The sequence below is a fragment of the Mycobacterium sp. RTGN4 genome (assembly GCF_033804635.1).
Taxonomy (GTDB): domain Bacteria; phylum Actinomycetota; class Actinomycetes; order Mycobacteriales; family Mycobacteriaceae; genus Mycobacterium.
In genome coordinates, this window is the sequence record NZ_JAPZLB010000003.1 from 349,115 (window position 1) to 372,777 (window position 23,663).

The 23,663-nt window shown below is 65.9% G+C and carries 23 protein-coding genes and 1 riboswitch; of the genes, 11 read left to right on the forward strand and 12 right to left on the reverse strand.

What is annotated here, in order from left to right:
- Positions 1-82: 82 nt before the first annotated feature.
- The 4 genes from SLQ30_RS08615 (at position 83) to SLQ30_RS08630 (ending at position 3,342) form a co-directional block, all read left to right on the forward strand.
- Positions 83-688, forward strand: coding sequence for a hypothetical protein (locus tag SLQ30_RS08615; RefSeq protein ID WP_319446084.1), 606 nt, complete (start codon positions 83-85; stop codon positions 686-688).
- Positions 689-710: 22 nt separating this feature from the next.
- Positions 711-1,130 (forward strand): hypothetical protein, encoded by a 420-nt coding sequence (locus SLQ30_RS08620; protein ID WP_319445835.1) that lies wholly within the window; start codon positions 711-713, stop codon positions 1,128-1,130.
- A gap of 66 nt (positions 1,131-1,196) precedes the next feature.
- On the forward strand, positions 1,197-1,826 hold the full coding sequence (locus SLQ30_RS08625) for a TetR/AcrR family transcriptional regulator (protein ID WP_319445836.1): 630 nt from the start codon (positions 1,197-1,199) through the stop codon (positions 1,824-1,826).
- Positions 1,819-3,342, forward strand: a complete 1,524-nt coding sequence (locus SLQ30_RS08630) for an FAD-dependent monooxygenase (RefSeq protein ID WP_319445837.1) — start codon at positions 1,819-1,821, stop codon at positions 3,340-3,342. Before SLQ30_RS08625 ends, SLQ30_RS08630 begins: the two co-directional genes overlap by 8 nt.
- Here SLQ30_RS08630 and SLQ30_RS08635 read toward each other — a convergent pair.
- From SLQ30_RS08635 to SLQ30_RS08655, 5 genes are all read right to left on the reverse strand, one after another.
- Entirely contained in the window at positions 3,329-4,012 is a 684-nt protein-coding gene (locus SLQ30_RS08635) for a zeta toxin family protein (protein ID WP_319445838.1), read from the reverse strand. The two genes, SLQ30_RS08630 and SLQ30_RS08635, sit on opposite strands and share 14 nt — an antisense overlap.
- Positions 3,975-4,328: a type II toxin-antitoxin system prevent-host-death family antitoxin gene (locus SLQ30_RS08640; protein WP_319445839.1), complete on the reverse strand. Its 354-nt coding sequence runs from the start codon at positions 4,326-4,328 to the stop codon at positions 3,975-3,977. The genes SLQ30_RS08635 and SLQ30_RS08640 overlap by 38 nt, the downstream gene beginning before the upstream one ends.
- Positions 4,329-4,421: 93 nt before the next feature.
- Positions 4,422-5,162, reverse strand: a complete 741-nt coding sequence (locus SLQ30_RS08645) for a class I SAM-dependent methyltransferase (protein WP_319445840.1) — start codon at positions 5,160-5,162, stop codon at positions 4,422-4,424.
- Entirely contained in the window at positions 5,159-6,274 is a 1,116-nt protein-coding gene (gene metX / locus SLQ30_RS08650) for a homoserine O-acetyltransferase MetX (RefSeq protein WP_413467974.1), read from the reverse strand. The genes SLQ30_RS08645 and metX overlap by 4 nt, the downstream gene beginning before the upstream one ends.
- Before the next feature lie 19 nt (positions 6,275-6,293).
- Positions 6,294-7,625 carry a bifunctional o-acetylhomoserine/o-acetylserine sulfhydrylase gene (locus SLQ30_RS08655; protein WP_319445842.1) on the reverse strand — a complete coding sequence of 444 codons (1,332 nt, stop codon included), beginning with the start codon at positions 7,623-7,625 and terminating at the stop codon, positions 6,294-6,296.
- Between the two features lie 134 nt (positions 7,626-7,759).
- Positions 7,760-7,880: riboswitch (SAM riboswitch) on the reverse strand.
- Positions 7,881-8,231: 351 nt separating this feature from the next.
- Between SLQ30_RS08655 and SLQ30_RS08660 the strand changes: the two genes are divergently transcribed.
- Both SLQ30_RS08660 and SLQ30_RS08665 read left to right on the forward strand, forming a co-directional pair.
- Positions 8,232-10,469, forward strand: coding sequence for an NADP-dependent isocitrate dehydrogenase (locus SLQ30_RS08660; RefSeq protein ID WP_319445843.1), 2,238 nt, complete (start codon positions 8,232-8,234; stop codon positions 10,467-10,469).
- A gap of 38 nt (positions 10,470-10,507) precedes the next feature.
- Positions 10,508-11,725: an NADP-dependent isocitrate dehydrogenase gene (locus SLQ30_RS08665; RefSeq protein ID WP_319445844.1), complete on the forward strand. Its 1,218-nt coding sequence runs from the start codon at positions 10,508-10,510 to the stop codon at positions 11,723-11,725.
- Between the two features lie 78 nt (positions 11,726-11,803).
- Here the strand turns inward: SLQ30_RS08665 and SLQ30_RS08670 are convergent, their stop codons facing one another.
- Positions 11,804-12,643, reverse strand: a complete 840-nt coding sequence (locus SLQ30_RS08670) for an alpha/beta hydrolase (protein ID WP_319445845.1) — start codon at positions 12,641-12,643, stop codon at positions 11,804-11,806.
- A gap of 112 nt (positions 12,644-12,755) precedes the next feature.
- On the opposite strand from SLQ30_RS08670, the gene SLQ30_RS08675 reads away from it, so the two are divergent.
- The gene (locus SLQ30_RS08675; RefSeq protein ID WP_413467975.1) at positions 12,756-13,847 is read left to right on the forward strand and encodes a Rieske 2Fe-2S domain-containing protein; all 1,092 of its coding nucleotides are present in this window, start codon (positions 12,756-12,758) and stop codon (positions 13,845-13,847) included.
- A 16-nt stretch (positions 13,848-13,863) separates the two neighbouring features.
- Positions 13,864-14,664, forward strand: coding sequence for an exodeoxyribonuclease III (locus tag SLQ30_RS08680; protein WP_319445847.1), 801 nt, complete (start codon positions 13,864-13,866; stop codon positions 14,662-14,664).
- On the opposite strand, the gene SLQ30_RS08685 is transcribed toward SLQ30_RS08680, so the two are convergent.
- Together SLQ30_RS08685 and SLQ30_RS08690 are read right to left on the reverse strand one after the other, a co-directional pair.
- Positions 14,661-16,025: a 2-polyprenyl-6-methoxyphenol hydroxylase-like oxidoreductase gene (locus SLQ30_RS08685; protein ID WP_319445848.1), complete on the reverse strand. Its 1,365-nt coding sequence runs from the start codon at positions 16,023-16,025 to the stop codon at positions 14,661-14,663. The two genes, SLQ30_RS08680 and SLQ30_RS08685, sit on opposite strands and share 4 nt — an antisense overlap.
- A gap of 61 nt (positions 16,026-16,086) precedes the next feature.
- Complete coding sequence (locus SLQ30_RS08690) at positions 16,087-16,716, reverse strand: TIGR03086 family metal-binding protein (RefSeq protein WP_319445849.1); 630 nt, start codon at positions 16,714-16,716, stop codon at positions 16,087-16,089.
- 51 nt (positions 16,717-16,767) lie between these two features.
- On the opposite strand from SLQ30_RS08690, the gene SLQ30_RS08695 reads away from it, so the two are divergent.
- From SLQ30_RS08695 to yhjD, 3 genes are all read left to right on the forward strand, one after another.
- Positions 16,768-17,190, forward strand: coding sequence for a MarR family winged helix-turn-helix transcriptional regulator (locus tag SLQ30_RS08695; RefSeq protein ID WP_319445850.1), 423 nt, complete (start codon positions 16,768-16,770; stop codon positions 17,188-17,190).
- 61 nt (positions 17,191-17,251) lie between these two features.
- On the forward strand, positions 17,252-18,268 hold the full coding sequence (gene trpS / locus SLQ30_RS08700) for a tryptophan--tRNA ligase (protein WP_319445851.1): 1,017 nt from the start codon (positions 17,252-17,254) through the stop codon (positions 18,266-18,268).
- A 17-nt stretch (positions 18,269-18,285) separates the two neighbouring features.
- Positions 18,286-19,311 carry an inner membrane protein YhjD gene (gene yhjD, locus SLQ30_RS08705; protein WP_319445852.1) on the forward strand — a complete coding sequence of 342 codons (1,026 nt, stop codon included), beginning with the start codon at positions 18,286-18,288 and terminating at the stop codon, positions 19,309-19,311.
- Between the two features lie 4 nt (positions 19,312-19,315).
- Here yhjD and SLQ30_RS08710 read toward each other — a convergent pair whose 3' ends face one another.
- The 4 genes from SLQ30_RS08710 to SLQ30_RS08725 form a co-directional block, all read right to left on the reverse strand.
- On the reverse strand, positions 19,316-20,551 hold the full coding sequence (locus SLQ30_RS08710) for a D-alanyl-D-alanine carboxypeptidase family protein (RefSeq protein ID WP_319445853.1): 1,236 nt from the start codon (positions 20,549-20,551) through the stop codon (positions 19,316-19,318).
- A gap of 102 nt (positions 20,552-20,653) precedes the next feature.
- Positions 20,654-21,652 (reverse strand): SMP-30/gluconolactonase/LRE family protein, encoded by a 999-nt coding sequence (locus tag SLQ30_RS08715; protein WP_319445854.1) that lies wholly within the window; start codon positions 21,650-21,652, stop codon positions 20,654-20,656.
- Positions 21,653-21,662: 10 nt separating this feature from the next.
- The gene (locus tag SLQ30_RS08720; RefSeq protein ID WP_319445855.1) at positions 21,663-23,054 is read right to left on the reverse strand and encodes an aspartate aminotransferase family protein; all 1,392 of its coding nucleotides are present in this window, start codon (positions 23,052-23,054) and stop codon (positions 21,663-21,665) included.
- Entirely contained in the window at positions 23,051-23,572 is a 522-nt protein-coding gene (locus tag SLQ30_RS08725; RefSeq protein ID WP_319445856.1) for an Lrp/AsnC family transcriptional regulator, read from the reverse strand. The genes SLQ30_RS08720 and SLQ30_RS08725 overlap by 4 nt, the downstream gene beginning before the upstream one ends.
- Between the last annotated feature and the right edge of the window lie 91 nt (positions 23,573-23,663).

Sequence of the window (23,663 nt, forward strand, 5' to 3'; positions counted from 1 at the left end):
CGGCGCCGTGGTTGCCTCGCCAGTCGGTCTAGACGAGCATCACGACGAATCCCATCTCGCTCAGCGGCGGGCCGACAAGTGGATGATCGTCGGCGCCGCACTGATGGGCATGTGGGCGCCCGGGATCATCGGCTTCCCCATCTTCATGCGCGGAGTCTGGTTGCAACGGCAGGCCTTGCGCAGCGGGCTGTCGGTTCGGCCGATGATCGTCACCCTGATCGGTTATCTGGTCCTGATCGACGGAATGCTGAACAGCCTCGGCTGGGCGTTGGACCTGGTCGCCAACCACACCCTGATCAATCGGGTGCTCATGGTCGGTTGGGGCAACATGTTCGACGCGGGCTACTTCTGGCATTACAACGAACTGTGGATCGGCGGCGCGGCTGGCCCCGGCGAGAAGGCCTACGTGGGCGGACTGATCCTCACCGTGTTCGCGATGCGGGTCGCGGCGGCGATCGGCTTCCTGCAGATGAAGCGGTGGGGCCATCAGTGGCTGATCGTCACCTGCTGGATGGGGGTGGTGATCTGGAGCGCCTACATCTTCAACATGACGATGTTCGCCGACGTGCGATATGCGGGCGTGGTCTTCCCGGTCATCGGCTGGTGGCTCTACGACATCTTCTACATCACCCCGTTCCTCGCGATCCCGTATCTCCACACGGTCAACCGCGAAATCTTCTCCGACTGAACGACACTGAAGGAGCACGACTGTGACCACCCCGTCGCCCACCGAGGAAAGGGATCCCGCGGACGAATTGCCGCCGGGCACCACCCCGTACTACGCCAACATGCACAAGTGGATCAAACGTGCAGTCTTGGTGTGCCTCGTCGCGCTCGTCCTCGAGGGCGCGTTCACGCTGCCGTTCATGGCGATCTACTACGGCTACCCAACCTTGAGCCTCACCCAGATCTGCAGCGAGCTATTGAAGGTCAGGTACTCCGACGACAACCTGGAGTGCAAGTACCCCTACCCGCCGCTGGGACCGCCGGAGGGGGCGGAGGGCAAGGACACCGCGCAGGACGTGTGGGGCATCCAGCCCATACCGAAATACCATCGGCTCGGCTTCCGTGAACTCGTGCGCATTCACGAGGCCCGCGAGGCGCGCAAGGCCGCCGAGCAGCATCCGTGACGCTGCGATAAAATTTGCACGAAGGGCAATATTGCCCAGTGGGCAATTGTCGGCTACCTTGGTGCCGTGACCGAAGTACGTGGACTCGGGCTCCGAGAGCGCAAGAAGGCCGATACCCGCAGGGCGCTGAGCGACGCGGCGCTATATCTGGCGTTCGAGGTGGGCCTCGACAACGTCACGCGTGAGGGCATCGCCAACCGCGCAGGTGTTTCGCTTCGCACCTTCACCAACTACTTCGCAGGCAAGTACGAGGCCATCGCCTATCGACAGGTCGACCGGATTCGCCAGGGCATCGCACTACTTCGCACGCGACCCGCCGACCAGCCATTGTGGGAGGCGATCACCGACGCCCTGCTCGACCCGCTTGAGGAAGACGGGGCGACCGCGCACACGCCCACCCGCGGGCAACTGATCGAACTCCAGAAGCTGTTGCTAGCGCCGGGAATTCGGGCCGCGTTATCGAACGAACTCTTCGACGATTGGGTGGACGCAATAGCCGAGCGTACCGGCACCAACCCCGCGGTGGACATGTATCCACGCCTGGCGGCCGCCGTCATGCGGGCCGTCGTGGAGACCGCGACGGATGCCTACGCGACGGCTGATCCGCCGCGACCCATCACGATGTTTCTTCGCCAGGGCCTGGCCGACGTAGCGGCCGGCCTGCCAGCGCCGAGCAAGGGGAGCAGCAATGCCTGAGCACGTCGTCATCGCAGGGGCCGGCCCCAACGGGCTGATGCTGGCCTGTGAGCTCGCGCTGGCCGGCGTCAGCCCGGTCGTCCTCGACTGGGAGCCGGGCCCGACCTCCGATCCAAAGGCCAACGGGCTTGTTGGACAGGTGATCCGGCTGCTCGACATGCGCGGGCTGTACCACGCCTTCGGCGGTGCCGAGGGTCCGCCCGCACCGGTATACGGGTGGATGTTCGCGGGCCTGACGGCCAACTTCCAGGACGTCGCCGACAACCCCATGTACGCACTACACCTGCAGCAGCCGAGATTGGTTCGGCTGCTGGAGAAGCGGGCTCGCGATCTGGGCGTCGACGTCCGGTGGAGTCACGAGTTCACCGGCTTGGAGCAGACCACGGACGGTGTCACCGTGGCCGTGCGCACACCCGGACGAAGCTACGAGATGGAGGCCAGGTACCTGGTCGGCGCCGACGGCGGGCGCAGCGTCGTCCGGAAGTCCGTTGGCATCGACTTCCCCGGCAGCACCTCGGACTCGGTTACCAGGATCGCGGACGTCCATCTTCCCGACGAATTGCGTTCCGCAGAGGGCGAATACGTGCTGCCGGGGTTTGGCAAGCTACGGCCCGGGCACCAGCGGCTCGATCGTGGCGGCGGCTACGTCTTCTTCCAGGTTCCCGGCGTGCGGACGATGTTCGCCATCACTGAAGCTGGGCGGCTCGCACCAGACGCCCCTCCGATGTCTCTTGCCGACCTTCGGGCGAGCACCAAACGCGTGCTCGGCGTGGATGTCCCGTTCGAGCCGCCGCGGGGGCCTGGTCCGCACGCCATGCGCCGAATGGACGGAATCAATACGCGACTGGCCGAGACCTACCGCTCGGGCAACGTGTTGCTGCTCGGCGACGCCGCTCACGTGCATTCTCCGATGGGTGGGCCAGGCCTCAACCTCGGGCTGCAGGACACGGTCAACCTGGGTTGGAAGCTTGCGGCCGAGCTTGGGGGTTGGGCGCCCGCCGGACTACTCGACACCTACGAGTCCGAGCGCCGCCCCGTCGGCGAGCGCGTGATGATGCAGTCGCTGGCGCAGCAGGCGTTGATGGCGCCGGGGCCGGAAGTCGGTGCGCTGCGAACACTTTTCGGTGAGCTGCTCGACAAGCCGGAGGTCCGCGACCACATGGCGCACCTGCTGGCTGGCTCGGACGTGCGGTACGACGTCGGTGACGCGCATCCGCTGTCCGGTCGGCTCGTCCCAGAGCTGGTGTTCGACGACGGCCGACGGGTGGCCGAGATACTGCACGACGCCCGTCCCATCCTGCTCGACCTTCGCGACGGGGCGGCCGCGTCAGTCGCCGCGGGCTGGGCGGACCGCGTCGACGTCGTCATCGCCGCCATCTCGGGCTCGCCGCTGGCCGCCGTGCTGTTGCGGCCCGACGGCTACGTGGCATGGGCATCGGAGGGATTCGACGCTGCGGATCAGTCGAATCTGGCTGCCGCGCTTGAGCGTTGGTTCGGAGCCGCTAGCTCAGTTTGAGTGCCGCTGCGACGATTGGCCGCGCCCAGGTGGGGGTTTCTCCGAGCTCGGGCGGCCCGACGATTTCGCCGTGATCGACGTGCAGCACGAGCACGGGTCGCGGCGCCTTGCCTGCGGCGGGGTCGGCCGGTGCCGAGTTGTCGTAGACGCGCAACTCCGTGAGTACCGGGAGCAGCCGCACCAAATTCATCCTGCTGTGCCGCCACCGCCGTCGGATGTCGGCCTCCGGGATGTCGTGACCGCCTGCGCTCACTCGGCTATGCACCCGCTCGATGTGTAGCTCGGGGCTGGCCAGCCCGACGTAGAAGATGCGCACCTCGAACCCAGCAGCCGCCGCTTCGGCCAGGACGCGCGTCATGGTGCCGCCTCCGAGTGTGGTCTCGAACGCGAAGTCGAGGCGTTCGGCGACGGCCCGTTCCAGCAGCCGTTTGCCCTGTCGCCACGCTGCCGCGTTCGCCTTGGTCTGTTCGAGGCCGGGGTTGGCGGCAATCAACGACCGGGCCGCTTCGTCGGGGTTGTAGTAGTTACTGCCCGACGCGCGGATCATCGCACCGCCGATGCTGCTCTTGCCTGCACCATTGACCCCGGCCAGGACGTAGATGCGGGGCGGCGCGTTGCGAACCACGGGCAGGTCAGCGGCGCCGGGGGCGGGCGGCCTTGACTGCGGCACGGCCCAATTCCTCGGGAGCGGCGTCGAACGCAGCGGCCACGCCTGCCTTGGCGCGCGTCGTCTGCATGCTTTGCAGCAGCGCGTCGAACTCTTCGGTCAACTCGTCGAGCACGGGTGAACTGGCCCGCGTGAGTGCCTCGAACTCGGCGTACGACAGCAGGACGGCCTTGGGCGTGTTGTGCTTGGTGATCGCGACGGCGCCACCAAGTGCGGCTTGTTCGAACATCGCGCCGAACTCGTTCTTGAACCGCGTGGCGGCGACGGTCGGCACGTCGACCAGTTCGCCCTCGCTGTTGCGGAAGCTGAGCGTAGACATACGTCCATAATAGCCGAAATGGCCATTTTAGCCATTATGTCCGTCGCCACACCGCCGCTCTGGCGTAGCGGTAACCCACGTTCGGCGGGAGGACTAAGCCAGCGTGGCTCGGACGCCCACCGTCACGTAGGGCAAGGCTAATCCAGTGGTGTTGACGAGCGCGGGATGCGTAGCGAGCAGTTCGCGGACTTGGGCGAGCGTGCGGGTTCGCACTTCCGTCGGCGAGGTGATGCAGTAGCTGCGCGATGCCACCAGGTCGATGAGTGCTTGCGGCGTAAGGTAACTCGTCCATTCGACCTGGTGACGCTCGACGTCGGTGAACGGGGCGGGCAGCGTCACCTGCTGGTTGAACGGGTCGTCCTCATGGCCGACGATGCGACCGAGATCCTTGACCCAGCCGAGCCGCTCGTCGCGGGTGTTCCACACCAAGCCCAGCCGACCGCCGGGCCGCAGCACGCGAGCCACCTCGGCGACGGCGCGCTCCAGGTCGAACCAGTGCCAGGCCTGCGCAACCAGCACCGAGTCGACGCTGTTGTCCGGCAACGGGATTTCCTCGGCGGTACCGAGCAGCGCGGGCGTGTCGGGCAGCGAGCCACTCAGCACCTCGAGCATTTCGGGGATCGGATCAACCGCGAAAACGGTCAGCCCGCGCTCGACCAGCCGAATGGTCAATTTCCCGGTGCCCGCGCCGAGGTCGAGCACGTCGCGGGCGCCATTGGGCAGCAACCAGTCGATCGCCTCCGGCGGGTAGGACGGTCTGCCGCGCTCGTAGGCCGCCGCCTCCTCGCCAAAGGACAGGGACCGCTGTCGTTGCGGGGACCGCGCGCCGCTCACCGCAACGCCAGCTCGAGCGTCTGCCGGATGAGCTTGCCAACCGCCTCGGTCTCGACGAGGAAACCGTCGTGGCCGTAGCCGGAGTCGACGACGTTGAGTTCGGGACACGTCGGCAGCAGCGCGGCCAACTCCTCCTGCAGACGCAGCGGGTAGAGCCGGTCGGACGTGATGCCTCCGACGACCACCGGCACCGTGCAACCGGCCAACGCCGCAGGCACGCCGCCGCGCCCGCGCCCGACGTCATGGCTACTCAACGCGTCGGTCAGCACGACGTACGTGCCCGCGTCGAACCGGCCAGCGAGCTTGTCGCCCTGGTGTTCGAGATAACTCTGTACCGCGTAGCGACCACCGTTCGTCGGCTGCTCGTCACCCTGCGCGTCGTTGCCGAACCGGTCGTCGAGTTCCTCCTCGCCGCGGTAGGTGAGGTGCGCGAACCGGCGCGCGAGTTCCATGCCGATCCGAGGCGCCCGTCCGCTGTCGTAGTAGTCGCCGCCCTGCCAATCCGGGTCGGCCTTGATGGCGGAGACCTGCGTGCTCTGCGTGCCGATCTGGTCGGCCGTCGCCCGCGCCCCGACGGCGAGCACCAGTGCCGCACGGACGGTGTCGGGGTGTCCGACGATCCATTCCAGGGCACGCGCGCCGCCCATGGAGCCGCCGACCACCGCGGCGACCTGGGTGATGCCCAACTCCTTGAGTGCGGCCAGGTCGGCGGAGACCTGATCGCGCACGGTGATCGCTGGAAACCTTGATCCCCAAGGCTTTCCGTCTGGAGCCAAGGAACTCGGTCCGGTCGAGCCGCGGCAACCGCCAAGCACGTTGGTGGAGATGGCGCACCAGTGGTCGGTATCGATGGGGGCGCCCGGTCCGGCCACGCCGTCCCACCACCCGGGGGTCGGGTGATCGGGGCCCGCCGGCCCGGTGATGTGCGAGTCGCCGGTCAGCGCATGCAGCACGACGACGACGTTGTCGCGGGCCGGCGAGAGATCGCCCCACCGCTGTACCGCGATGACCACATCGTCAAGGACAGTGCCGTTTTCGAGTGTGAGTGAGCCGATGTTCACCACGCCGAGCTCGCCTTCGGCGGGCAGATTCGTGGTGGTAGGGCTCTCCAAGGTCGTCACTTTGCCGTACTCACACGGACACCGCCGGCTGGGACACCGCGGCGAACGGCTTCGCCGCGGCGAAGCCCTGCTCGAGGTCGGCGAGAATGTCGCCGATGCCCTCGATGCCGACGGCGAGCCGGACCAGACCGGGCGTCACGCCAGTAGCCAGCTGCTCCTCGGGGGAGAGCTGCGCGTGCGTCGTCGACGCCGGATGGATCACCAGCGACCGGACGTCCCCGATGTTGGCGACGTGGCTGTGCAGCGTCAGCGCGTTGACGAAGGCCTTTCCTGCGTCGATGCCGCCAGCCAACTCGAAGGCCAGCACGGCGCCAGTGCCCTTGGGCGCCAGCTTCTTGCCGAGCTCGTACCACGGCGACGACGGCAGGCCGGCGTAGTTGACCGACACGACTTCGTCACGGCCGCTGAGGAATTCGGCGACCTTCTGCGCGTTCGACACGTGGCGCTCGACGCGCAGGCTCAGCGTCTCAAGGCCCTGTGCGACGAGGAAGGCGTTGAAGGGCGCGGCCGCCGAACCGAGATCGCGCAGCAGCTGAACCCGGGCCTTCAGCGCGTACGCGGGCGGCCCGAGTTCGGCGAACACCACCCCGTGGTAACTCGGGTCGGGCTCGGTAAATCCGGGGAAGCGTCCATTCGTCCAGTCGAAGTTGCCGCCGTCGACGATGACGCCCGCGATCGCGGTGCCGTGTCCGCCGAGGTACTTGGTGGCGGAGTGGACGACGATGTCGGCGCCGTGGCTGATCGGCTGGATCAGGTACGGCGTTGCGATCGTGTTGTCGACGATCAGCGGTACCCCGTTTTCGTGCGCCACGGAGGAGACGCCGGGAATGTCGAGGATGTCGATCTGCGGGTTGGAGATGGTCTCGGCGAAGAACGCCTTGGTGTTCGGCGCAACCGCGGCCCGCCAGGAGTCCAGGTCGTCGGGATCGTCGACGAAGCTGACCTCGATGCCGAGCTTGGGGAGTGTGTAGTGGAACAGGTTGTATGTTCCGCCGTATAGCCGCGGGCTCGACACGATGTGATCGCCCGCATTGGCCAGGTTGAGGATCGCGAACGTCTCGGCGGCCTGGCCGGACGCCAGGAAGAGCGCGGCCACGCCACCCTCGAGGGCCGCAATGCGCTGCTCGACCACGTCCTGGGTCGGGTTCATGATGCGGGTGTAGATGTTGCCTGGCTCGGCGAGGCCGAAGAGGGCCGCGGCGTGCTCGGTGTTGTCGAACACGTACGACGTGGTCTGGTAGATGGGCAGGGCCCGCGCGTTGGTCGCGATGTCGGGAGTCTGGCCTGCGTGAACTTGCTTGGTCTCGAACGCCCAGTCGGCGCTCGGGTCATCGGTGCTCATGGATGGTTCTCCTGGAAATGAGAATGGGGTGCCCAAGGGGGCACGAATCAGGTTTGGGGATGGTTCATCAACAAATGCACAACGTGGGCCTCCGCATCAGGTTTCCCTGTCTACTCTGGGGGCCCGTCATGGCGGGCCCGCGCTTGCCGTGTAGCCGGTGACGGCTACTCAACCTGGTCAATCACCCGGGGCACCCCACCGCGGTTGGAGGGTTGCCGGCCAGCGAGCCGGGGCTTGACGCTGGCACTCATGACCGCTTCGAAGCGTAGCGCACACCGCTGATCGGCTGCTACTGGGTTGTTTCGCCTGCGCCGGGGCAGCGGGTATTCACCCCCATCTTGCGCGGACGTAATGGGCAATCGTGGGTCGCCGAAGCTGGCCCGTCGCGAGCGCAGCGGCCCTTGTAGTCTGGCCCGCAAGGCAGACTCACGGGCTCTTGCAAGAGGGGATCGGCACGGCGTAGCAGGACGCGGCCGTTCGACCTCGTGGAGGTGCCCGGTACTTGACTCGGGCCTTACAAGTAGCGTCGTAACTGTCGCAATACCGATAGCCGCCTTGCACCACAGAACTCCTTGAAAATCCGACCGACCGCCGGGAGAACTACATATGAGCGCCGAGCAGCCGACCATCATCTACACCCTTACCGACGAGGCGCCACTGCTCGCGACGTACGCCTTCCTTCCGGTGATACGCGCCTTCGCCGACGCCGCGGGCATTGACGTCAAGACCAGCGACATCTCCGTGGCGGCACGCATTCTGGCCGAGTTCTCCGACTACTTGACCGACGAGCAGCGCGTGCCGGACAACCTCGCCGCGCTCGGTGAGCTCACCCAGCTGCCCGAGACCAACATCATCAAGCTGCCGAACATCAGCGCCTCGGTGCCTCAGCTGCTGGCGGCCATCAAGGAGTTGAAGGCCAAGGGCTACGACCTTCCCGACTACCCGGGAGAGCCGAAGACCGACGAGGAGCGGGCGATCAAGGAGCGCTACGGCTCATGCCTTGGTAGCGCGGTGAATCCGGTACTGCGCGAAGGCAACTCGGACCGCCGTGCCCCCAAGGCGGTCAAGGAGTACGCGAAGAAGCACCCGCACAGCATGAGCCCGTGGTCGCAAGCGTCGCGCACCCACGTGGCGACCATGAACCACGGCGACTTCTACCACGGGGAGAAGTCGCTGACGCTGGACCGTGCGCGCACGGTGCGGATGGAGCTCATCACCAAGAGTGGCGAGACGATCGTGCTCAAGCCCGAGGTGAAGCTGGACGACGGCGACATCATCGACAGCATGTTCATGAGCAAGAAGGCCCTCGTCGAGTTCTACGAAGAGCAGATGGAGGACGCGTACAAGACCGGCGTGATGTTCTCGCTGCACGTCAAGGCGACGATGATGAAGGTGAGTCACCCCATCGTCTTCGGCCACGCGGTGAAGGTCTTCTACAAGGACGCGTTCGCCAAGCACCAGAAGCTGTTCGACGAGTTGGGCGTCAACGTCAACAACGGGCTGTCCGATCTCTACGACAAGATCGAGTCGCTGCCCGCCTCGCAACACGAGGAGATCGTCCGCGACCTGCACGCCTGCCACGAGCACCGGCCCGAGCTGGCCATGGTGGATTCGGCCAAGGGCATCTCCAACTTTCACTCACCCAGTGACGTCATCGTGGATGCTTCGATGCCCGCGATGATCCGCCTGGGCGGCAAGATGTACGGCGCCGACGGACGGACCAAGGACACCAAGGCCGTCAACCCCGAGTCCACGTTCTCCCGCATCTACCAGGAGATCATCAACTTCTGTAAGACGCACGGTCAGTTCGACCCGACGACGATGGGCACCGTCCCCAACGTCGGCCTGATGGCGCAGCAGGCCGAGGAGTACGGCAGCCACGACAAGACCTTCGAGATTTCTGAGGACGGCATCGCCAACATCGTCGACAACGCCACCGATGAGGTGTTGTTGACGCAGAACGTGGAGGAAGGCGACATCTGGCGTATGCCGGTCGTCAAGGACGCACCGATCCGCGACTGGGTGAAGCTGGCCGTCACCAGGGCACGCAACTCCGGTATGCCGGTGGTGTTCTGGCTGGACGTGTGGCGTCCGCACGAGAACGAGTTGCGGACGAAGGTGAACACGTACCTCGCCGATCACGACACCGAGGGCCTCGATATCTCCATCAGGTCGCAGGAACGGGCCATGCGGCACACCATCGAGCGCGCGATGCGCGGGCAGGACACCATCGCCGCCACCGGCAACATCCTGCGCGACTACCTGACCGACCTGTTCCCCATCCTGGAGTTGGGCACCAGCGCGAAGATGCTGTCCATCGTGCCGCTGATGGCAGGCGGCGGCCTGTACGAAACGGGCGCGGGCGGGTCGGCACCCAAGCACGTCAGTCAGCTGGTCGAGGAGAACCACCTGCGTTGGGATTCGCTCGGAGAGTTTCTCGCGTTGGGTGCCAGCCTCGAGGATCTGGGCAACAAGACCGGTGACAAGCGGGCCACGTTGCTTGCCAAGACGCTCGATTTGGCGACGGGAAAGTTGTTGGACAACAACAAGAATCCGTCGCGTAAGACGGGTGAGCTCGACAACCGCGGCAGCCAGTTCTACCTCGCCATGTACTGGGCGGCCGAACTCGCCGCCCAGAGCGAGGACAAGGAGCTCGCCGAACACTTCGCACCACTGGCCAAGACGCTGGCCGAGCAAGAGGACACCATCGTGGCCGAGCTCAACGAGGTGCAGGGCGATTCCGTCGACATCGGCGGCTACTACTACCCGGACCCCGAAAAGGTGACGGCGGTGATGCGGCCGAGCAAGACCTTCAACGCGACGCTGGAGGGCGCGCGGGGCTGAGGCCTTTCGGCGAGCGTGGGCCCTTGTAACGTGGCCGTATGTCCAAAATCAAGGTCGAAGGCACGGTAGTCGAGCTCGACGGTGACGAGATGACGCGCATCATCTGGAGGCTCATCAAGGAGACCCTGATCCTGCCGCACCTCGACGTGAACCTGGACTACTACGACCTCGGCATGGAGCACCGCGACGAGACCGACGACCAGGTCACCGTGGATGCCGCCGAGGCCATCAAGAAGCACCACGTCGGCGTCAAGTGCGCGACCATCACTCCCGACGAAGCGCGGGTCAAGGAGTTCGGACTCAAGGAGATGTGGCTGTCTCCCAACGGGACCATTCGTAACATACTGGGCGGCACCATCTTCCGCGCTCCCATCGTCATCGAAAACGTGCCGCGCCTGGTCCCGGGTTGGACCAAGCCCATCATCATCGGCCGCCACGCCTTCGGCGACCAGTACCGCGCCTTCAACACCAAGGTCGACAGGCCGGGCACCTTCACCGTGACGTTCACCCCGGACGACGGCAGCGAGCCGATGGTGCACGACGTGGTGCAGATCCCCGAAGACGGCGGCGTCATCATGGGCATGTACAACTTCAAGAAGTCGATCCAGGACTTCGCCCGTGCGTCGTTATCCTATGGGCTGCAACAGAATTACCCGGTCTACCTGTCGACGAAGAACACCATCCTCAAGGGCTACGACGGGATGTTCAAGGACGAGTTCCAGCGCATCTTCGACGAGGAGTTCAAAGAAGACTTCGACGCCAAGGGGCTGACCTACGAACATCGCCTGATCGACGACATGGTGGCGTCCTGCCTGAAGTGGGAGGGCGGCTACGTCTGGGCCTGTAAGAACTACGACGGGGACGTCCAATCCGACACCGTCGCACAGGGTTACGGCTCGCTAGGGCTGATGACCTCGGTGCTGATGACGCCAGACGGGCAGACCGTCGAAGCCGAGGCCGCGCACGGCACCGTCACCCGGCACTACCGCCAGCACCAGGCCGGCAAGCCGACGTCGACCAATCCGATCGCCTCGATCTTCGCGTGGACGCGCGGGCTGGCGCACCGCGGCAAGCTCGACGACACGCCTGCGGTGATCGAGTTCGCCGAGACGCTCGAAGAGGTCGTGATCGGCACCGTCGAGGGTGGCCACATGACCAAGGATCTCGCCATCCTGATCGGCCACGATCAGCCGTGGGAGACCAGCGAGGAGTACCTCGGCACCATCGCCGATCACCTCAAGAAGGCCTTGGCCTAGCCGCCTGGTTTCGCCGAAACCCCGTTCCCTGTCGTCAAGCGTCGCGTTCAACGACCATGGCTTCGGTCTGGGCGAGCGTCAGCCCGCGGGCGGCGCCTGCCGCTGCGGCTCGGTGTGCGCGTCAACGAAGTCCGCGATGACCTCGGTGACGATGCCCGGCGCCTCCAGCATCGGGATGTGGCCGAGCCCGGCGAGCCGCAGCACCTGCGTATTGGCGGGCAGGTGGTCGACGAAGTACTGGGTGCCCCGCGGACTGGGGAAGACGCGGTCCTTCTCACACAGCACCAACTGGGTGGGTGCGGCGACGTTGGCGAGCTCCAACAACCCGGGCAGCCGCAGCGTCTTGACCAGCAGCTGAAGGTACGCCGTGCAGTGCGTCGCGTCGTCGACGAGGGCAAGGAGGTCGGGTTGGCTCGGTCCGTCGGCGGGGCCGCTGACCGGCAGCGTCGCGATTCGGCGTGCGAAGGGCAGGTCGAGGATCCGCGGGCCGAGCAGTCGGGCCGCGATCAGCGCCGGACCCCCGAGCAGGAACTTCAGCACCGTCTCGTACTTCGTTGCCGAGTGTTGACCCCAGCCACCCGCAGGGGCGATCGCGGTGAGGCTGCGGGCCCGTCCGCGGCGTTCCAACTCGAAGGCCACCCAGCCGCCGAGCGAGTTGCCGACCACATGCGCCGTGTGCCAGCCCAGCTGATCCATCCGCCGCTCGACGTCGTCGACGAGTGTGGCCGTGTCGAGGAACCACGACCCGGCCCTGGCTCCGCCGTGGTGGCCGACCATCGTGGGCGCGAGTACCTCGAATCGATCGGTCTCGGCCAACTGGTCCGCGACCGTGCGCCACACGTTCTGCGAGCAGAGGAAGGGGTGCAACATGACGATCGGCTCACCGGAGCCGAGGTGGATGGGATCGCGAGTCTCCATGCCGCGACCCTAGGGTGATACCGGCGGTACCGCAAACTGCCTCGATCGCCGGCGATACCGTATGAGCGTGACCGCTGCTGAACACGTTCGGGAGATCGACGCAGGAACTCCGATGTCGCGCTTCGCCCGGGGCTGGCACTGCCTCGGACTGGCGGACGCCTTCCGCGACCGCGAGCCCCACAGCATCGACGCGTTCGGCACCCGGCTGGTGGTGTTCGCTGATACCGACGGTCGACTCAACGTCCTGGACGGCTACTGCAGGCACATGGGCGGCGACCTATCGCGGGGCACCGTCAAGGGCGACACCATCGCGTGCCCGTTCCACGACTGGCGTTGGGGCGGCGACGGCAAGTGCAAGCTGGTGCCGTACGCCAAGCGCACGCCGCGGCTGGCCCGCACTCGCCGCTGGGAGTGTCAGGAAGTCAACGGGCAGCTGCTGGTGTGGCACGATCCGGAAGGCTCAACGCCACCAGTCGATTTGACGCCTCCGACGATCGAGGGCATGGACGCCGGGCAGTGGTCGCCGTGGTCGTGGAGCTCGGAATTGATCGAAGGCTCACACTGCCGCGAGATCGTCGACAACAACGTCGACATGGCCCACTTCTTCTACATCCATCGCGCGTACCCGACGTACTTCAAGAACGTGATCGAGGGCCACACCGCCAGTCAGTTCATGGAGTCGAAGGCGCGGGCCGACACGACCGCGAACTTCGAGAAACTCTGGGAGGGCACCAACCTTCGTTCGGAGGCAACGTATTTCGGCCCGGCCTACATGATCAACTGGCTGCACAACGACGTCGCACCGGACTTCACGCTCGAAGTCGCGTTGATCAACTGTCACTACCCGGTCACGCACAACTCGTTCGTGCTGATGTGGGGCGTGGCGGTGCAGAAGATCCCCGGCCTGCCCGAGGACAAGGCCGCCAAGTTGGCGGCCACGCTGAGCCGGACCTTCGGGGAGGGCTTTCTGGACGACGTCGAGGTGTGGCGGCACAAGACGCGCATCGACAACCCGCTGCTCACCGAGGAAGACGGCGCGGTCTACCAACACCGGCGGTGGTACGAGCAGTTCTACGTCGACGCCGCCGAGGTCACCGAGGACATGGTGGCCCGCTTCGAGCTCGAGGTGGACACCACGCACGCGTACGGACTGTGGAAGCAGGAAGTCGACGAGAACCTCAGGCGCGGCGCCGTCGCGACGTAGCGCTACTCTCTCGGTCGTGATCGTCAGCACCATCAACGTCAACGGCATCCGCGCGGCGGTCAAGCAACGCTCACCGGAGAACGTCGGCCTGCTCGCGTGGTTGAAGGAGACGGCGGCCGACGTGGCCTGCCTGCAGGAGACCCGCGCCGACGACGAACAACTCGCCGAGGCGCTTGCGCCCGCGCTGGCCGACGGCTGGCACCTTGCGTCGGCTGATCCACACCTGAAGGGCCGCAACGGCGTAGCGGTGCTGAGCAGGCACCCGATCACGCGGGTGCAGATCGGGCCCGAGGCCGACGAGTTCGCAGCCCATGGTCGATACCTCGAAGTCGACACCGCGGGCCTGACGGTCGCGAGCGTGTACTTCCCGACCGGTGAGGCCGAGACCGACCGGCAGCGTGAGAAGGAGCGGTTCATGGCGGCCGTCGCCGCACGAATGGAGGTCCTGCGTCGCAAGCGCCGCGACGCCGTCGTCTGTGGCGATTGGAACATCGGGCATACCGAGCACGACATCAAAGCCTGGAAGGCAAATCAGAAGAAGGCCGGCTTCCTGCCGAGTGAACGGCAGTGGCTCACCGACCTGCTGGCCACCGGTTGGGTGGACGTGGTGCGGGTGCTGCACCCCGACGTGCCGGGGCCCTACAGCTGGTGGTCGTGGCGCGGCAAGGCCTTCGACAACGACGCGGGGTGGCGCATCGACTACCAATTGGCGACGGCGAAGCTCGCCGCGCGTGTCGTCGCGGCCAGGGTCGAGCGGGCCGAGGCGTACGCCTTGCGCTGGTCGGATCACGCGCCCGTGACGGTGGAATACGCCTAGACCGGGGCCGGCGTCGGCTCCGGTTCGAGCCTCCGGCGTCGCGACCTCATCGCCCGCGCGATGATGGTGGGGCGCAACAGCGCAGGGGCCGGATCCACCAGCCAGGCGACCCGCATGAACGCCTGCATCGCCAACGGGTCGTACTCAGCGGCGGACAGCACGCACTCGACGTAGGGGTTGGTCAGCCGCGTCGACAATGGGGGCGTGCCCTCGATCTCCGGTAGCGACAAGTCATTTCCCATCACCTGTTGCCAGGCCTGGCGAATCGGCTTGGCACTGGCGCGATAGAAGCGCGACGGTAGGTTCGTGGTGCCGCGTGCCAACGAGTCCCGAAGCGCGAGTGCCTGCAGTGCGGCGACCGTCATCCCTTGCGCGTACACGGGATTGAAGCTGCACACCGCGTCCCCGAGCGCGATCAGCCCGTCGGGATGCCTGCGCAACCGGTCGTAGCGGTACCACCGGCTTGACGGGTAGCCGTACCTCGATGGCATGCCCAGCGGGGTCGCCGAGCGCAGTGCCTCGATCGCGTGGACGGGCAGCATGTCGGCGGCGAAGTCGATGATCCCCTCGAACGTGTCGGGCGGATCGATGCCCGCCATGCCGGCGACGGTGAGCATCCAGGTGTCGTTTTCGCATCGTGCCATGGCGAGCCCCGACGCCCGGCCTGCGACCGCCGTGACGAGGAAGGCGCCTTCGCGCAACGCCTCCTCCGGCAACCGGAACACTTGCGTCGAGTACTTCAGGTGCACGGTGACCTTTTCCTCGAACGGGCGCGAATATCCCAGCCGCTGAAGGAATGCCGGTGTCCGTGCGCCGCGCCCCGTCGTGTCGACGACCAGGTCGGCCGCAAGTTCGTATTCGGCGCCTCCGAGGTGTGGGGCGACGCGCACTCCCGTCACGCGCTCGTGAGATGGAACAGACGTCACGTCGGTGACGTCGTGGCCGTCAAGCAGGGTGATGTTGTCCAGCGCCAGCGCCCGCCGCCTGATGTGGCCTTCTAAGAACGGCCTGCTCGCCCCATAAATGGTGAGTTCCTTCGCGTCACCGGTCCGAACGAGCACGTGTCCGTTCATGCTGAGGTACAGCCGCGACAGATCTGTGCCGTCGAAGCACTCGGCACCCGCGGCGACGAACTCGTCGAGAAACCCTGGAAACAAGTCATCCAGGACCTGCGAGCCACGCATCAACAACCCGTGCAGGTGCCGACCCTGCGGCACGCCGCGTCGGCCGCTCGGCGACTCATCGAGCTCGTCGCGTTCGACTACGGTGACCGACTCGAATTGCTCAGCAAGCACCCTTGCAGCCAACAGGCCCGAAATGCTCGCGCCAAGCACTACCGCGTGCTTCCCCAACATCCTCATGCGACCCCCTCGCGTCAGGGTGATCGTGACGCCCCTGCCGACGATTGGACTAAGTAGTCGACTACGTGATTCGTGCGTCGGTGCTCGCCCAGTCCGGTCGACGGCCGAGGTGGGCCAGGATGCGGTCGAAGTCGTTCGTGCCTGCTTCGACGGCGGGTCCGAACGGCGCACCCTCGCTCGCGCGGTAGTCGCCATCGGGCACGAACATCGCCAGTGGCAGTGCGGCGGTGACGACTTCGTCAGCCAGTTCGTAAGGGGCGCCGAGTGTGGCCGCCACGTCCCAGCCGTGCACGACGTAGTCGATGAAGTGAAAGTCCATGGCGACGGCGCCGGGAAATGTCGCGCCAGGGCCGAAGTCGGGGAGCGCGAACGTGGCCTCCGACGTGCCGTCGGCGGCGAACGCGTCGAGCACGTCGCGGGCGGCGGTCGCATACGTGCCCGCGGGGTCTGCGGTGACGGAGGCGCGCACGGAAGCTGACTGCCAGATGTCTTCGTCGGCACCCAAACCCCTTGCGGCCGCGGCGAATCCCCGGTGCTGGACGGTCATGTGGGCAAGCAGGTCAGCGAGGGTCCAGCCTGCGCATGGGGTCGGTCGGTGTAGATCACTGATCCGAACGGTGTCGACGACGTCGATGGACTTCAGTACGGCGGCGCGGTGGAGCGGGCGGAAGTAGGAAGTATTAGTAGGCATACACGGATGATAAGCGTACGCATACGATAATGCAACGCCTACGATGACACGATGTCCCGTCGCCCCGATCTCGCAGCGATGCTCACGCCGCTGCTTCGGGATCTGTTGGCCGCAGAACAGCCGGTGCTCGATGCGCACGAGCTGTCGATGTGGGGCTACGTTGTCCTGCTGGCGCTCGATCAGTCACCCATGCGGACGCAGGTGGCGTTAGCGGGGGCGATCGGAGCCGACAAGACGCGGATCATCCCCACTCTGGACGAGTTGCAAAACCGGGGACACATCGAGCGCCACCCCGATCCCGACGACCGACGGGTTCGTCTGCTGGCGATCACCGATTCCGGGCGGGCCGTCAAAGATGCAGTTCAGGCCGAGATTCAGCGTGGGGAGGAGCGGTGGCTGGCCGACCTGTCGGCCGACGAGCGCCGCGTGTTCCTGAAGGTGTTGCGGCGCCTGACCCGTGACACCTTCGGATGATCTCCACCGTTGACCGTGGGCGCGTCAGCGTGGGATCGCCGCGTGAAAAGATTGAACGACCATGAGCACTCCGAATCGGCCCGTCGTCTTCTCCGGCGTACAGCCCACGTCAGACTCCCTGCACCTCGGCAACGCGCTGGGAGCGATCAAGCACTGGGTTGGACTGCAGGACGACCACGACGCGTACTTCTGCGTGGTGGACCTGCACGCGATCACGATTCCGCAGGACCCGGCCACGCTGCGTCAGCGCACCCTGGTGACGGCGGCGCAATACCTGGCGCTGGGCATCGACCCTGCGCGGGCCACCATCTTCGTGCAGAGCCACGTGCCCGCCCACACCCAATTAGCTTGGGTGCTCGGATGTTTCACCGGATTCGGCCAAGCGTCGCGGATGACGCAGTTCAAGGACAAGTCGCAGAAGGAAGGCGCGGACGCCACCACGGTTGGCTTGTTCACCTACCCGGTGCTGATGGCCGCCGACGTGCTGCTCTACGACGCCAACCTTGTTCCGGTGGGGGAGGACCAGCGTCAGCACCTCGAACTCGCCCGCGACGTGGCGCAGCGCTTCAACGCTCGATTCCCGGACACGCTCGTCGTGCCGGAGCCGATGATCCCGAAGGCGACGGCCAAGATCTACGACCTGCAGGATCCGACCGCCAAGATGAGCAAGTCCGCGGCCACTGATGCCGGGCTGATCAGCCTGCTCGACGATCCGGCGAAGACGGCCAAGAAGATCCGGTCGGCCGTCACCGACAGCGAGCGTGAGATCCGCTTCGACCCACAAGCCAAGGCGGGGGTGTCCAACCTGTTGACCATCCAGTCGGCCATCACCGGCACCGACGTCGACACGTTGGTCGATGGTTACGTCGGACGCGGTTACGGCGACCTCAAGAAGGACACCGCCGACGCGGTGGTCGAGTTCGTCACGCCGATCAAGGCCAGGGTCGACGAACTTCTTGCGGATCCGTCCGAACTGACCGCAGCGCTGTCAGTCGGTGCGCAACGTGCCAACGAGGTAGCTTCGGCGACGTTGCAGCGGGTATACGACCGGTTAGGGTTTCTGCAAAGCACGCACTAGTCAAACGGGGGGCTGGCATGACGGAACCGGCCAAGCCCGGCGTAATGGACCGGCTGCGAGCCAGATTCAGCTGGTTCGACCGCGTGATGCGCGCCCAGGAGCGCTACAACGACACCAAGGGTGACTTCTACGCCGCCGGCATCACGTACTTCACGATCTTTGCGCTGTTCCCGTTGCTGATGGTCGGATTCGCCGTCGGCGGTTTCGTGTTGGCCAGCAGGCCAGAGCTACTCGACTCCATTGAGCACAGCATCAAGTCGTCGGTGTCTGGCGACCTGGGAAAGCAACTCGTCGATCTGATGGACTCGGCGATCGCGTCGCGTACCTCGGTCGGCATCATCGGCCTGGCGACCGCCGCATGGGCCGGGCTTGGCTGGATGGCCAACCTGCGTGAGGCGCTGACCCAGATGTGGGGCCATCAGCGCGGCGAACCCCCGGGCTTCGTGAAGACGAAGCTGTCGGATCTCTTGGCGCTGGTGTCAGCCTTCGGTGCCATCGTCATCACGATTGCGCTGACCGCGCTCGGCGACGGCACGGTGATGCGAAACGTGCTCGAGTGGTTGGGAATCCCCGACTTTCCGACGCTCGGCGCGATCCTGCGGGTGGGCTCGCTCCTGGTGGCGGTCTTCGTTTCCTGGTTGCTCTTCACCTGGATCATCGCGCGGCTACCGCGTGAGTCGGTCAGCTTTCGCAGTGCGGCTAGGGCCGGCTTGCTGGCCGCGGTTGCCTTCGAGATCTTCAAACAGATCGCGTCCATTTACCTGAAGTCGGTGTTGACGGGCCCCGCGGGGGCGACGTTCGGGCCGGTGCTCGGCCTCATGGTGTTCGCGTACGTCACCGCGCGATTGATCCTCTTTGCGACTGCGTGGGCCGCGACGTCGGCGGATTCCCTGATCGCGGCGCCGGTGCTCCCGCCCGATCCCGCGGAGATCACCACCCGCGTCCAGGTGAAGGAAGGGCTCGGAGTCGGCGGTGTATTCGTGGCTGCAGCGGTGGGTGCCGTTGGTGCGCTTGGGCTTTCGCGGCTGTGGCGGCGGGACTAGGAGCTCAGTCCGATGGCCTGCCGTTGAGCGACCGGGCGCCCATCATCAGCCCGAAGACCACCACGGCTCCGACGACGCCAACCCCGACTCGTACGGGCGTCCCGTCGATGGGCGGCAGGTTGGCTGCGAGGTTCTGGGCGGCAGGGTCGGCGGCGTTGGTAGGGGCCTTCGCCGCTAGGGACGGATCGGGCTCGATGAGCGCACCCACCTTGGTGCCGGGGGCAGTTGCGAACCCGTAGTCCAGTAGATGAGCGGCCTGCTCCCACGGGGCGATGGGCAGTCGCGTGCCATGCATCAGCACCACGACCAGTCGGCGCCCATCCCTATTGGCCGCGCCGACGAATGTCTGGCCCGCGTCATCGGTGTAGCCGGTCTTGCCGCCCATCGCGCCTGGGTAGTTGTCGAGCAGTTTGTTGTCGTTCTCGATCGGATAGCCGGCGTCGCCGCGGCCAGGAAAGTTGAACTCGCGGGTGGACACGATGTCGGAGAAGATCGGGTTCTGCCAGGCATACCGGTAGAACAGGCCCACGTCGTACGCCGACGTGCTCATGCCAGGGCCGTCCAGCCCCGACGGCGTAGCCACCCGGGTGTCGCGGCCGCCGAGCTTGCCTGCCAGGTCGTTGATCTTGCCCAGCGCGGCATCCATGCCGCCGAGCTGCATCGACAGCGCGTGCGCGGCGTCGTTGCCGGAATGCATGAGCAGCCCATGGAGTAGGTCGTTGACCGAATAGTGGCCGTTTTCTCCGACTCCGACCTTGGTGCCCTCGGCGTTGGCGTCGTCCTGCGTTCCGGCGACCACCTTGTGGATGGGGAGGTCCCGGATGGATTGCATGGCGACGAGCACTTTGATGATGCTGGCGGGGCGGTGTCGTCCGTGCGGGTCCTTGGCCGCGATCACGTCGCCGCTGTCGAGGTCGGCGAGTACCCACGCGTCGGCTGACACGTCATCGGGTAGTGGCGGGGTGCCAGGCGCCGCGACGATGCCGCAGCTGGAGAGCGCTTCGCCGCCGAGTGGGGCGGCAGGCACCGGCACTGGAAGCGGCGGGTCACCCGCGGTGGGCACCTCGGACGAGTCGACCGCCGGGGGAGTGGTCACCCGGTACGGGCAGGCGTTGCCGTCAGGCGCCGGTTCCGGGTCAGCTGCGGCGATTGGTGCGCTGAGCAGCGCCGGTGCGGTCAAGAAAGCCGCCGCCACGGCCAGGCAGGCGAGGCGGCGAGACGAGGATCCGAAGGTAGCCATCGTGTTTGCAGGGTAGGAGATCGCGGCCCGATTTCCCGGTAGCCACGCTGTTACAGAAGTGACTATTGCTACCAGTGTGGTGACACGGCTGCGCGTTCGGCGTTACACCTCGAAGTACGCGAGGCTCGGGAATTGGATCGTCGACATCCACACGTTGCCCGCCGATTCGACGACACCGGTCACCACCCCGAAGTCGGGACGCTTGGTCCTGATGCCGCCGACCGCTTCGCCGCTGTCAGCGTCGAATGCCACCACCCAGATCTCGGGGTCAACCTTCGGCTGCAAGCGGGCAGGCATCCGCCAGATCAGCTTGCGGATCCACGGTGCCCGCCGCATCAGACGCTCGCCAGCCGGGTTGGCGGCCGTGAACATCGCGGTCCAGATCCGTCCGTCCGGGGCGGTCGAGATGTTGTCAGGCATGCCGGGAAGGTTCGCGACGAGCGGGGTCACCGATCCAGCTTGAGGTCCGGTCAACCAATACTTCGACAACCGTCGCGCCATCGTCTCGGCGAACACCAGTGCCGACCCGTCGGCGGTGACGGTCACTCCGTTCGTGAAGTACAGGTCGCCGACGAGCTTCGTCACCGTCCCATCGAGAGCCAGTCGAAAGAGGCCGCCAGCCCCTCGGGCCTCCAGAATCGCTCCGATGGCTTCTTCGAAGGCGAAACCGGAACTCGTCGATTCCGTGAAATAGATTGTGCCGTCTTCGGTCTGAGTCACGTTCGAGCAGAAGCCAAGCGGTCGGCCCTCGACATGATCGACGAGGACCTCGAGCGTGCCGCTGCGTGGATCCAGTGCGAGCAGGCCTTTGTCGCAGTCGCACACCAGTATTCGGCCGTCACGTGCCACGTGCATGCCCAACGGCCGCCCGCCCGTGTTGGCGACGACGGTCTGCTGGCCGCCGTCGGGCGAAAGGCGCACGATGCGCCCGTCGACCAGGCCCGTCCAGAGGTTGCCGTCGGCGTCGACGACGATGTCCTCGGGACCGTCGCCTGGTACGGGCACGACCCTGACCGGTCTTTCGGGCAGATTGGGCAGCGGGTCGATGGGCGGTGGCGTCCAACGAACGGGATGAACCGGGGGCTTCACGCCGCCGACCATAACGTCCTGCCTACATCCGACGGCTGGCTTCGCTCAACACGCGGTGCAGGACGTCGTAGATCGCGTCGAACTCCTTCTGCCCACTGATCAGCGGGGGAGCCAACTGCACGACTGGGTCGCCACGGTCGTCGGCCCGGCAGTACAGGCCGGCCTCCCACAGTGCCGGCGTGAGGAAGCCGCGCAGCAGCCGCTCGGATTCCTCGTCGTTGAACGTCTCCTTGGTGGTCTTGTCTTTGACCAGTTCGATGCCGTAGAAGAAGCCCTCGCCGCGCACGTCGCCCACGATGGGCAGGTCGTACAGCTTCTCCAGGGTGGCCCGGAACGCCGGAGCCAGCTCCTTCACGTGGGCATTGATGCCTTCGCGCTCGAAGATGTCGAGGTTGGCCAGCGCGACCGCCGACGACACCGGATGCCCGCCGAAGGTGTAGCCGTGGCCGAAGACGGTCTGCCCGTCGTTGAACGGCTCGAACAGCCGGTCGCTGGCGACCATCGCGCCGATCGGAGAGTAGCCGGACGTCAGGCCCTTTGCGCAGGTGATGATGTCGGGTACGTAGTCAAAGTCGTTGCAGGCGAACATCGAACCGATCCGGCCGTAGGCACAGATCACCTCGTCGGACACCAGCAACACGTCGTACTCGTCGCAGATCTCCCTGACCCGCTCGAAGTATCCTGGCGGCGGCGGGAAGCAGCCGCCGGCATTCTGCACCGGCTCGAGGAAGACCGCGGCGACGGTGTCGGGCCCCTCGAACTCGATGGCCTCGGCGATGCGGTCGGCGCAGTAGCGTCCCCAAGCCTTGGGGTCGGCGCTGTACTGCTCAGGAGCCCGGTAGAAGTTGGTGTTGGGCACACGGAAGCCGCCGGGGGTCGGCGGATCGAACGGTGCCTTGAACGCCGGGATGCCGGTGATGGCGAGGGCTCCCTGGGGCGTGCCGTGATAGGCGATGGACCGCGATATCACCTTGTACTTGCCCGGCTTGCCGGTCAGCTTGAAGTATTGCTTGGCTAGCTTCCATGCGCTTTCGACGGCCTCGCCGCCGCCGGTGGTGAAGAACACCCGGTTCAGGTCGCCGGGTGCGTAACCTGCGATGCGCTCGGCGAGTTCGATGGCGGGCGGGGTGGCGTAGGACCACAGCGGGAAGAAGGCCAGCGTCTCGGCCTGCTTGGCGGCGGCCTCCGCGAGTTCCTTGCGGCCGTGGCCGACCTGCACCACGAACAGGCCGGACAGCCCGTCGATGTACTGCTTGCCCTTGTCGTCGAAGATGTGGACGCCCTCGCCGCGCGTGATGATCGGCGGGGTGATTCCTTCGCCGTGGCGGGCGAAGTGCCCCCACAGGTGGCGGTTGGCCTTGGCGCCGAGGTCGGTGGCGGTGGCGGTGGTTTCTGCGATATCTGTAGCTGTCATCGTGTGCCCCAATTGTATTGCTGTTTAACTAATTTCAGATAAACCAAGGTTTCGGTGGATATCACTCCTGGGACGGAACGGATCTTGGTGTTGAGCAGATCGAGCAGGTCGCCATCGTCCTCGCAGACCACTTCGACGATCGCGTCGAAGGACCCCGCGGTGAGTACGACGTAGTCGACGGACTCGATGGCGGCGAGTTTGTCGGCGACCTTCGTGGTGTCGCCGGTGCACTTGATCCCGATCATCGCCTGGCGGGCGAAACCCAACTGCATGGGATCGGTGACCGCGACGATCTGCATGACGCCGGCGTCGACCATCCGTTGGACCCGCTGGCGTACGGCCGCCTCTGACAGCCCAACGGCCTTGCCGATGCCGGCGTACGACCGTCGGCCGTCCTGCTGCAACTTCTCGATGATCGACTTCGACAACTCATCGAGTTGGAACGCAGCACCTGGCCTTGACTGGCCGATGCGCAACGAGACAGCTTGAAGGGCCGGCTGAGCATCCCTGTCGACCATGCCCACGATTGTGCACGGAATCCGTCGTTACAGGCAACCATCACCATGAAATCGCTCGTTTGACGCGCCTGTCACGGCGGGAATGCGTAAC

Coding starts and splice junctions, on each gene's coding strand:
- SLQ30_RS08720 (WP_319445855.1), bottom strand. CDS start 23,054: ATGACAGCTACAGATATCGCAGAAACCACCGCCACCGCCACCGACCTC.
- SLQ30_RS08715 (WP_319445854.1), bottom strand. CDS start 21,652: ATGGTCGGCGGCGTGAAGCCCCCGGTTCATCCCGTTCGTTGGACGCCA.
- SLQ30_RS08660 (WP_319445843.1), top strand. CDS start 8,232: ATGAGCGCCGAGCAGCCGACCATCATCTACACCCTTACCGACGAGGCG.
- SLQ30_RS08710 (WP_319445853.1), bottom strand. CDS start 20,551: ATGGCTACCTTCGGATCCTCGTCTCGCCGCCTCGCCTGCCTGGCCGTG.
- SLQ30_RS08655 (WP_319445842.1), bottom strand. CDS start 7,625: ATGAGCACCGATGACCCGAGCGCCGACTGGGCGTTCGAGACCAAGCAA.
- SLQ30_RS08690 (WP_319445849.1), bottom strand. CDS start 16,716: ATGCCTACTAATACTTCCTACTTCCGCCCGCTCCACCGCGCCGCCGTA.
- SLQ30_RS08665 (WP_319445844.1), top strand. CDS start 10,508: ATGTCCAAAATCAAGGTCGAAGGCACGGTAGTCGAGCTCGACGGTGAC.
- SLQ30_RS08630 (WP_319445837.1), top strand. CDS start 1,819: ATGCCTGAGCACGTCGTCATCGCAGGGGCCGGCCCCAACGGGCTGATG.
- SLQ30_RS08685 (WP_319445848.1), bottom strand. CDS start 16,025: ATGAGGATGTTGGGGAAGCACGCGGTAGTGCTTGGCGCGAGCATTTCG.
- SLQ30_RS08695 (WP_319445850.1), top strand. CDS start 16,768: ATGTCCCGTCGCCCCGATCTCGCAGCGATGCTCACGCCGCTGCTTCGG.
- trpS (WP_319445851.1), top strand. CDS start 17,252: ATGAGCACTCCGAATCGGCCCGTCGTCTTCTCCGGCGTACAGCCCACG.
- SLQ30_RS08640 (WP_319445839.1), bottom strand. CDS start 4,328: ATGTCTACGCTCAGCTTCCGCAACAGCGAGGGCGAACTGGTCGACGTG.
- SLQ30_RS08725 (WP_319445856.1), bottom strand. CDS start 23,572: ATGGTCGACAGGGATGCTCAGCCGGCCCTTCAAGCTGTCTCGTTGCGC.
- SLQ30_RS08670 (WP_319445845.1), bottom strand. CDS start 12,643: ATGGAGACTCGCGATCCCATCCACCTCGGCTCCGGTGAGCCGATCGTC.
- yhjD (WP_319445852.1), top strand. CDS start 18,286: ATGACGGAACCGGCCAAGCCCGGCGTAATGGACCGGCTGCGAGCCAGA.
- SLQ30_RS08675 (WP_413467975.1), top strand. CDS start 12,756: ATGTCGCGCTTCGCCCGGGGCTGGCACTGCCTCGGACTGGCGGACGCC.
- SLQ30_RS08615 (WP_319446084.1), top strand. CDS start 83: ATGATCGTCGGCGCCGCACTGATGGGCATGTGGGCGCCCGGGATCATC.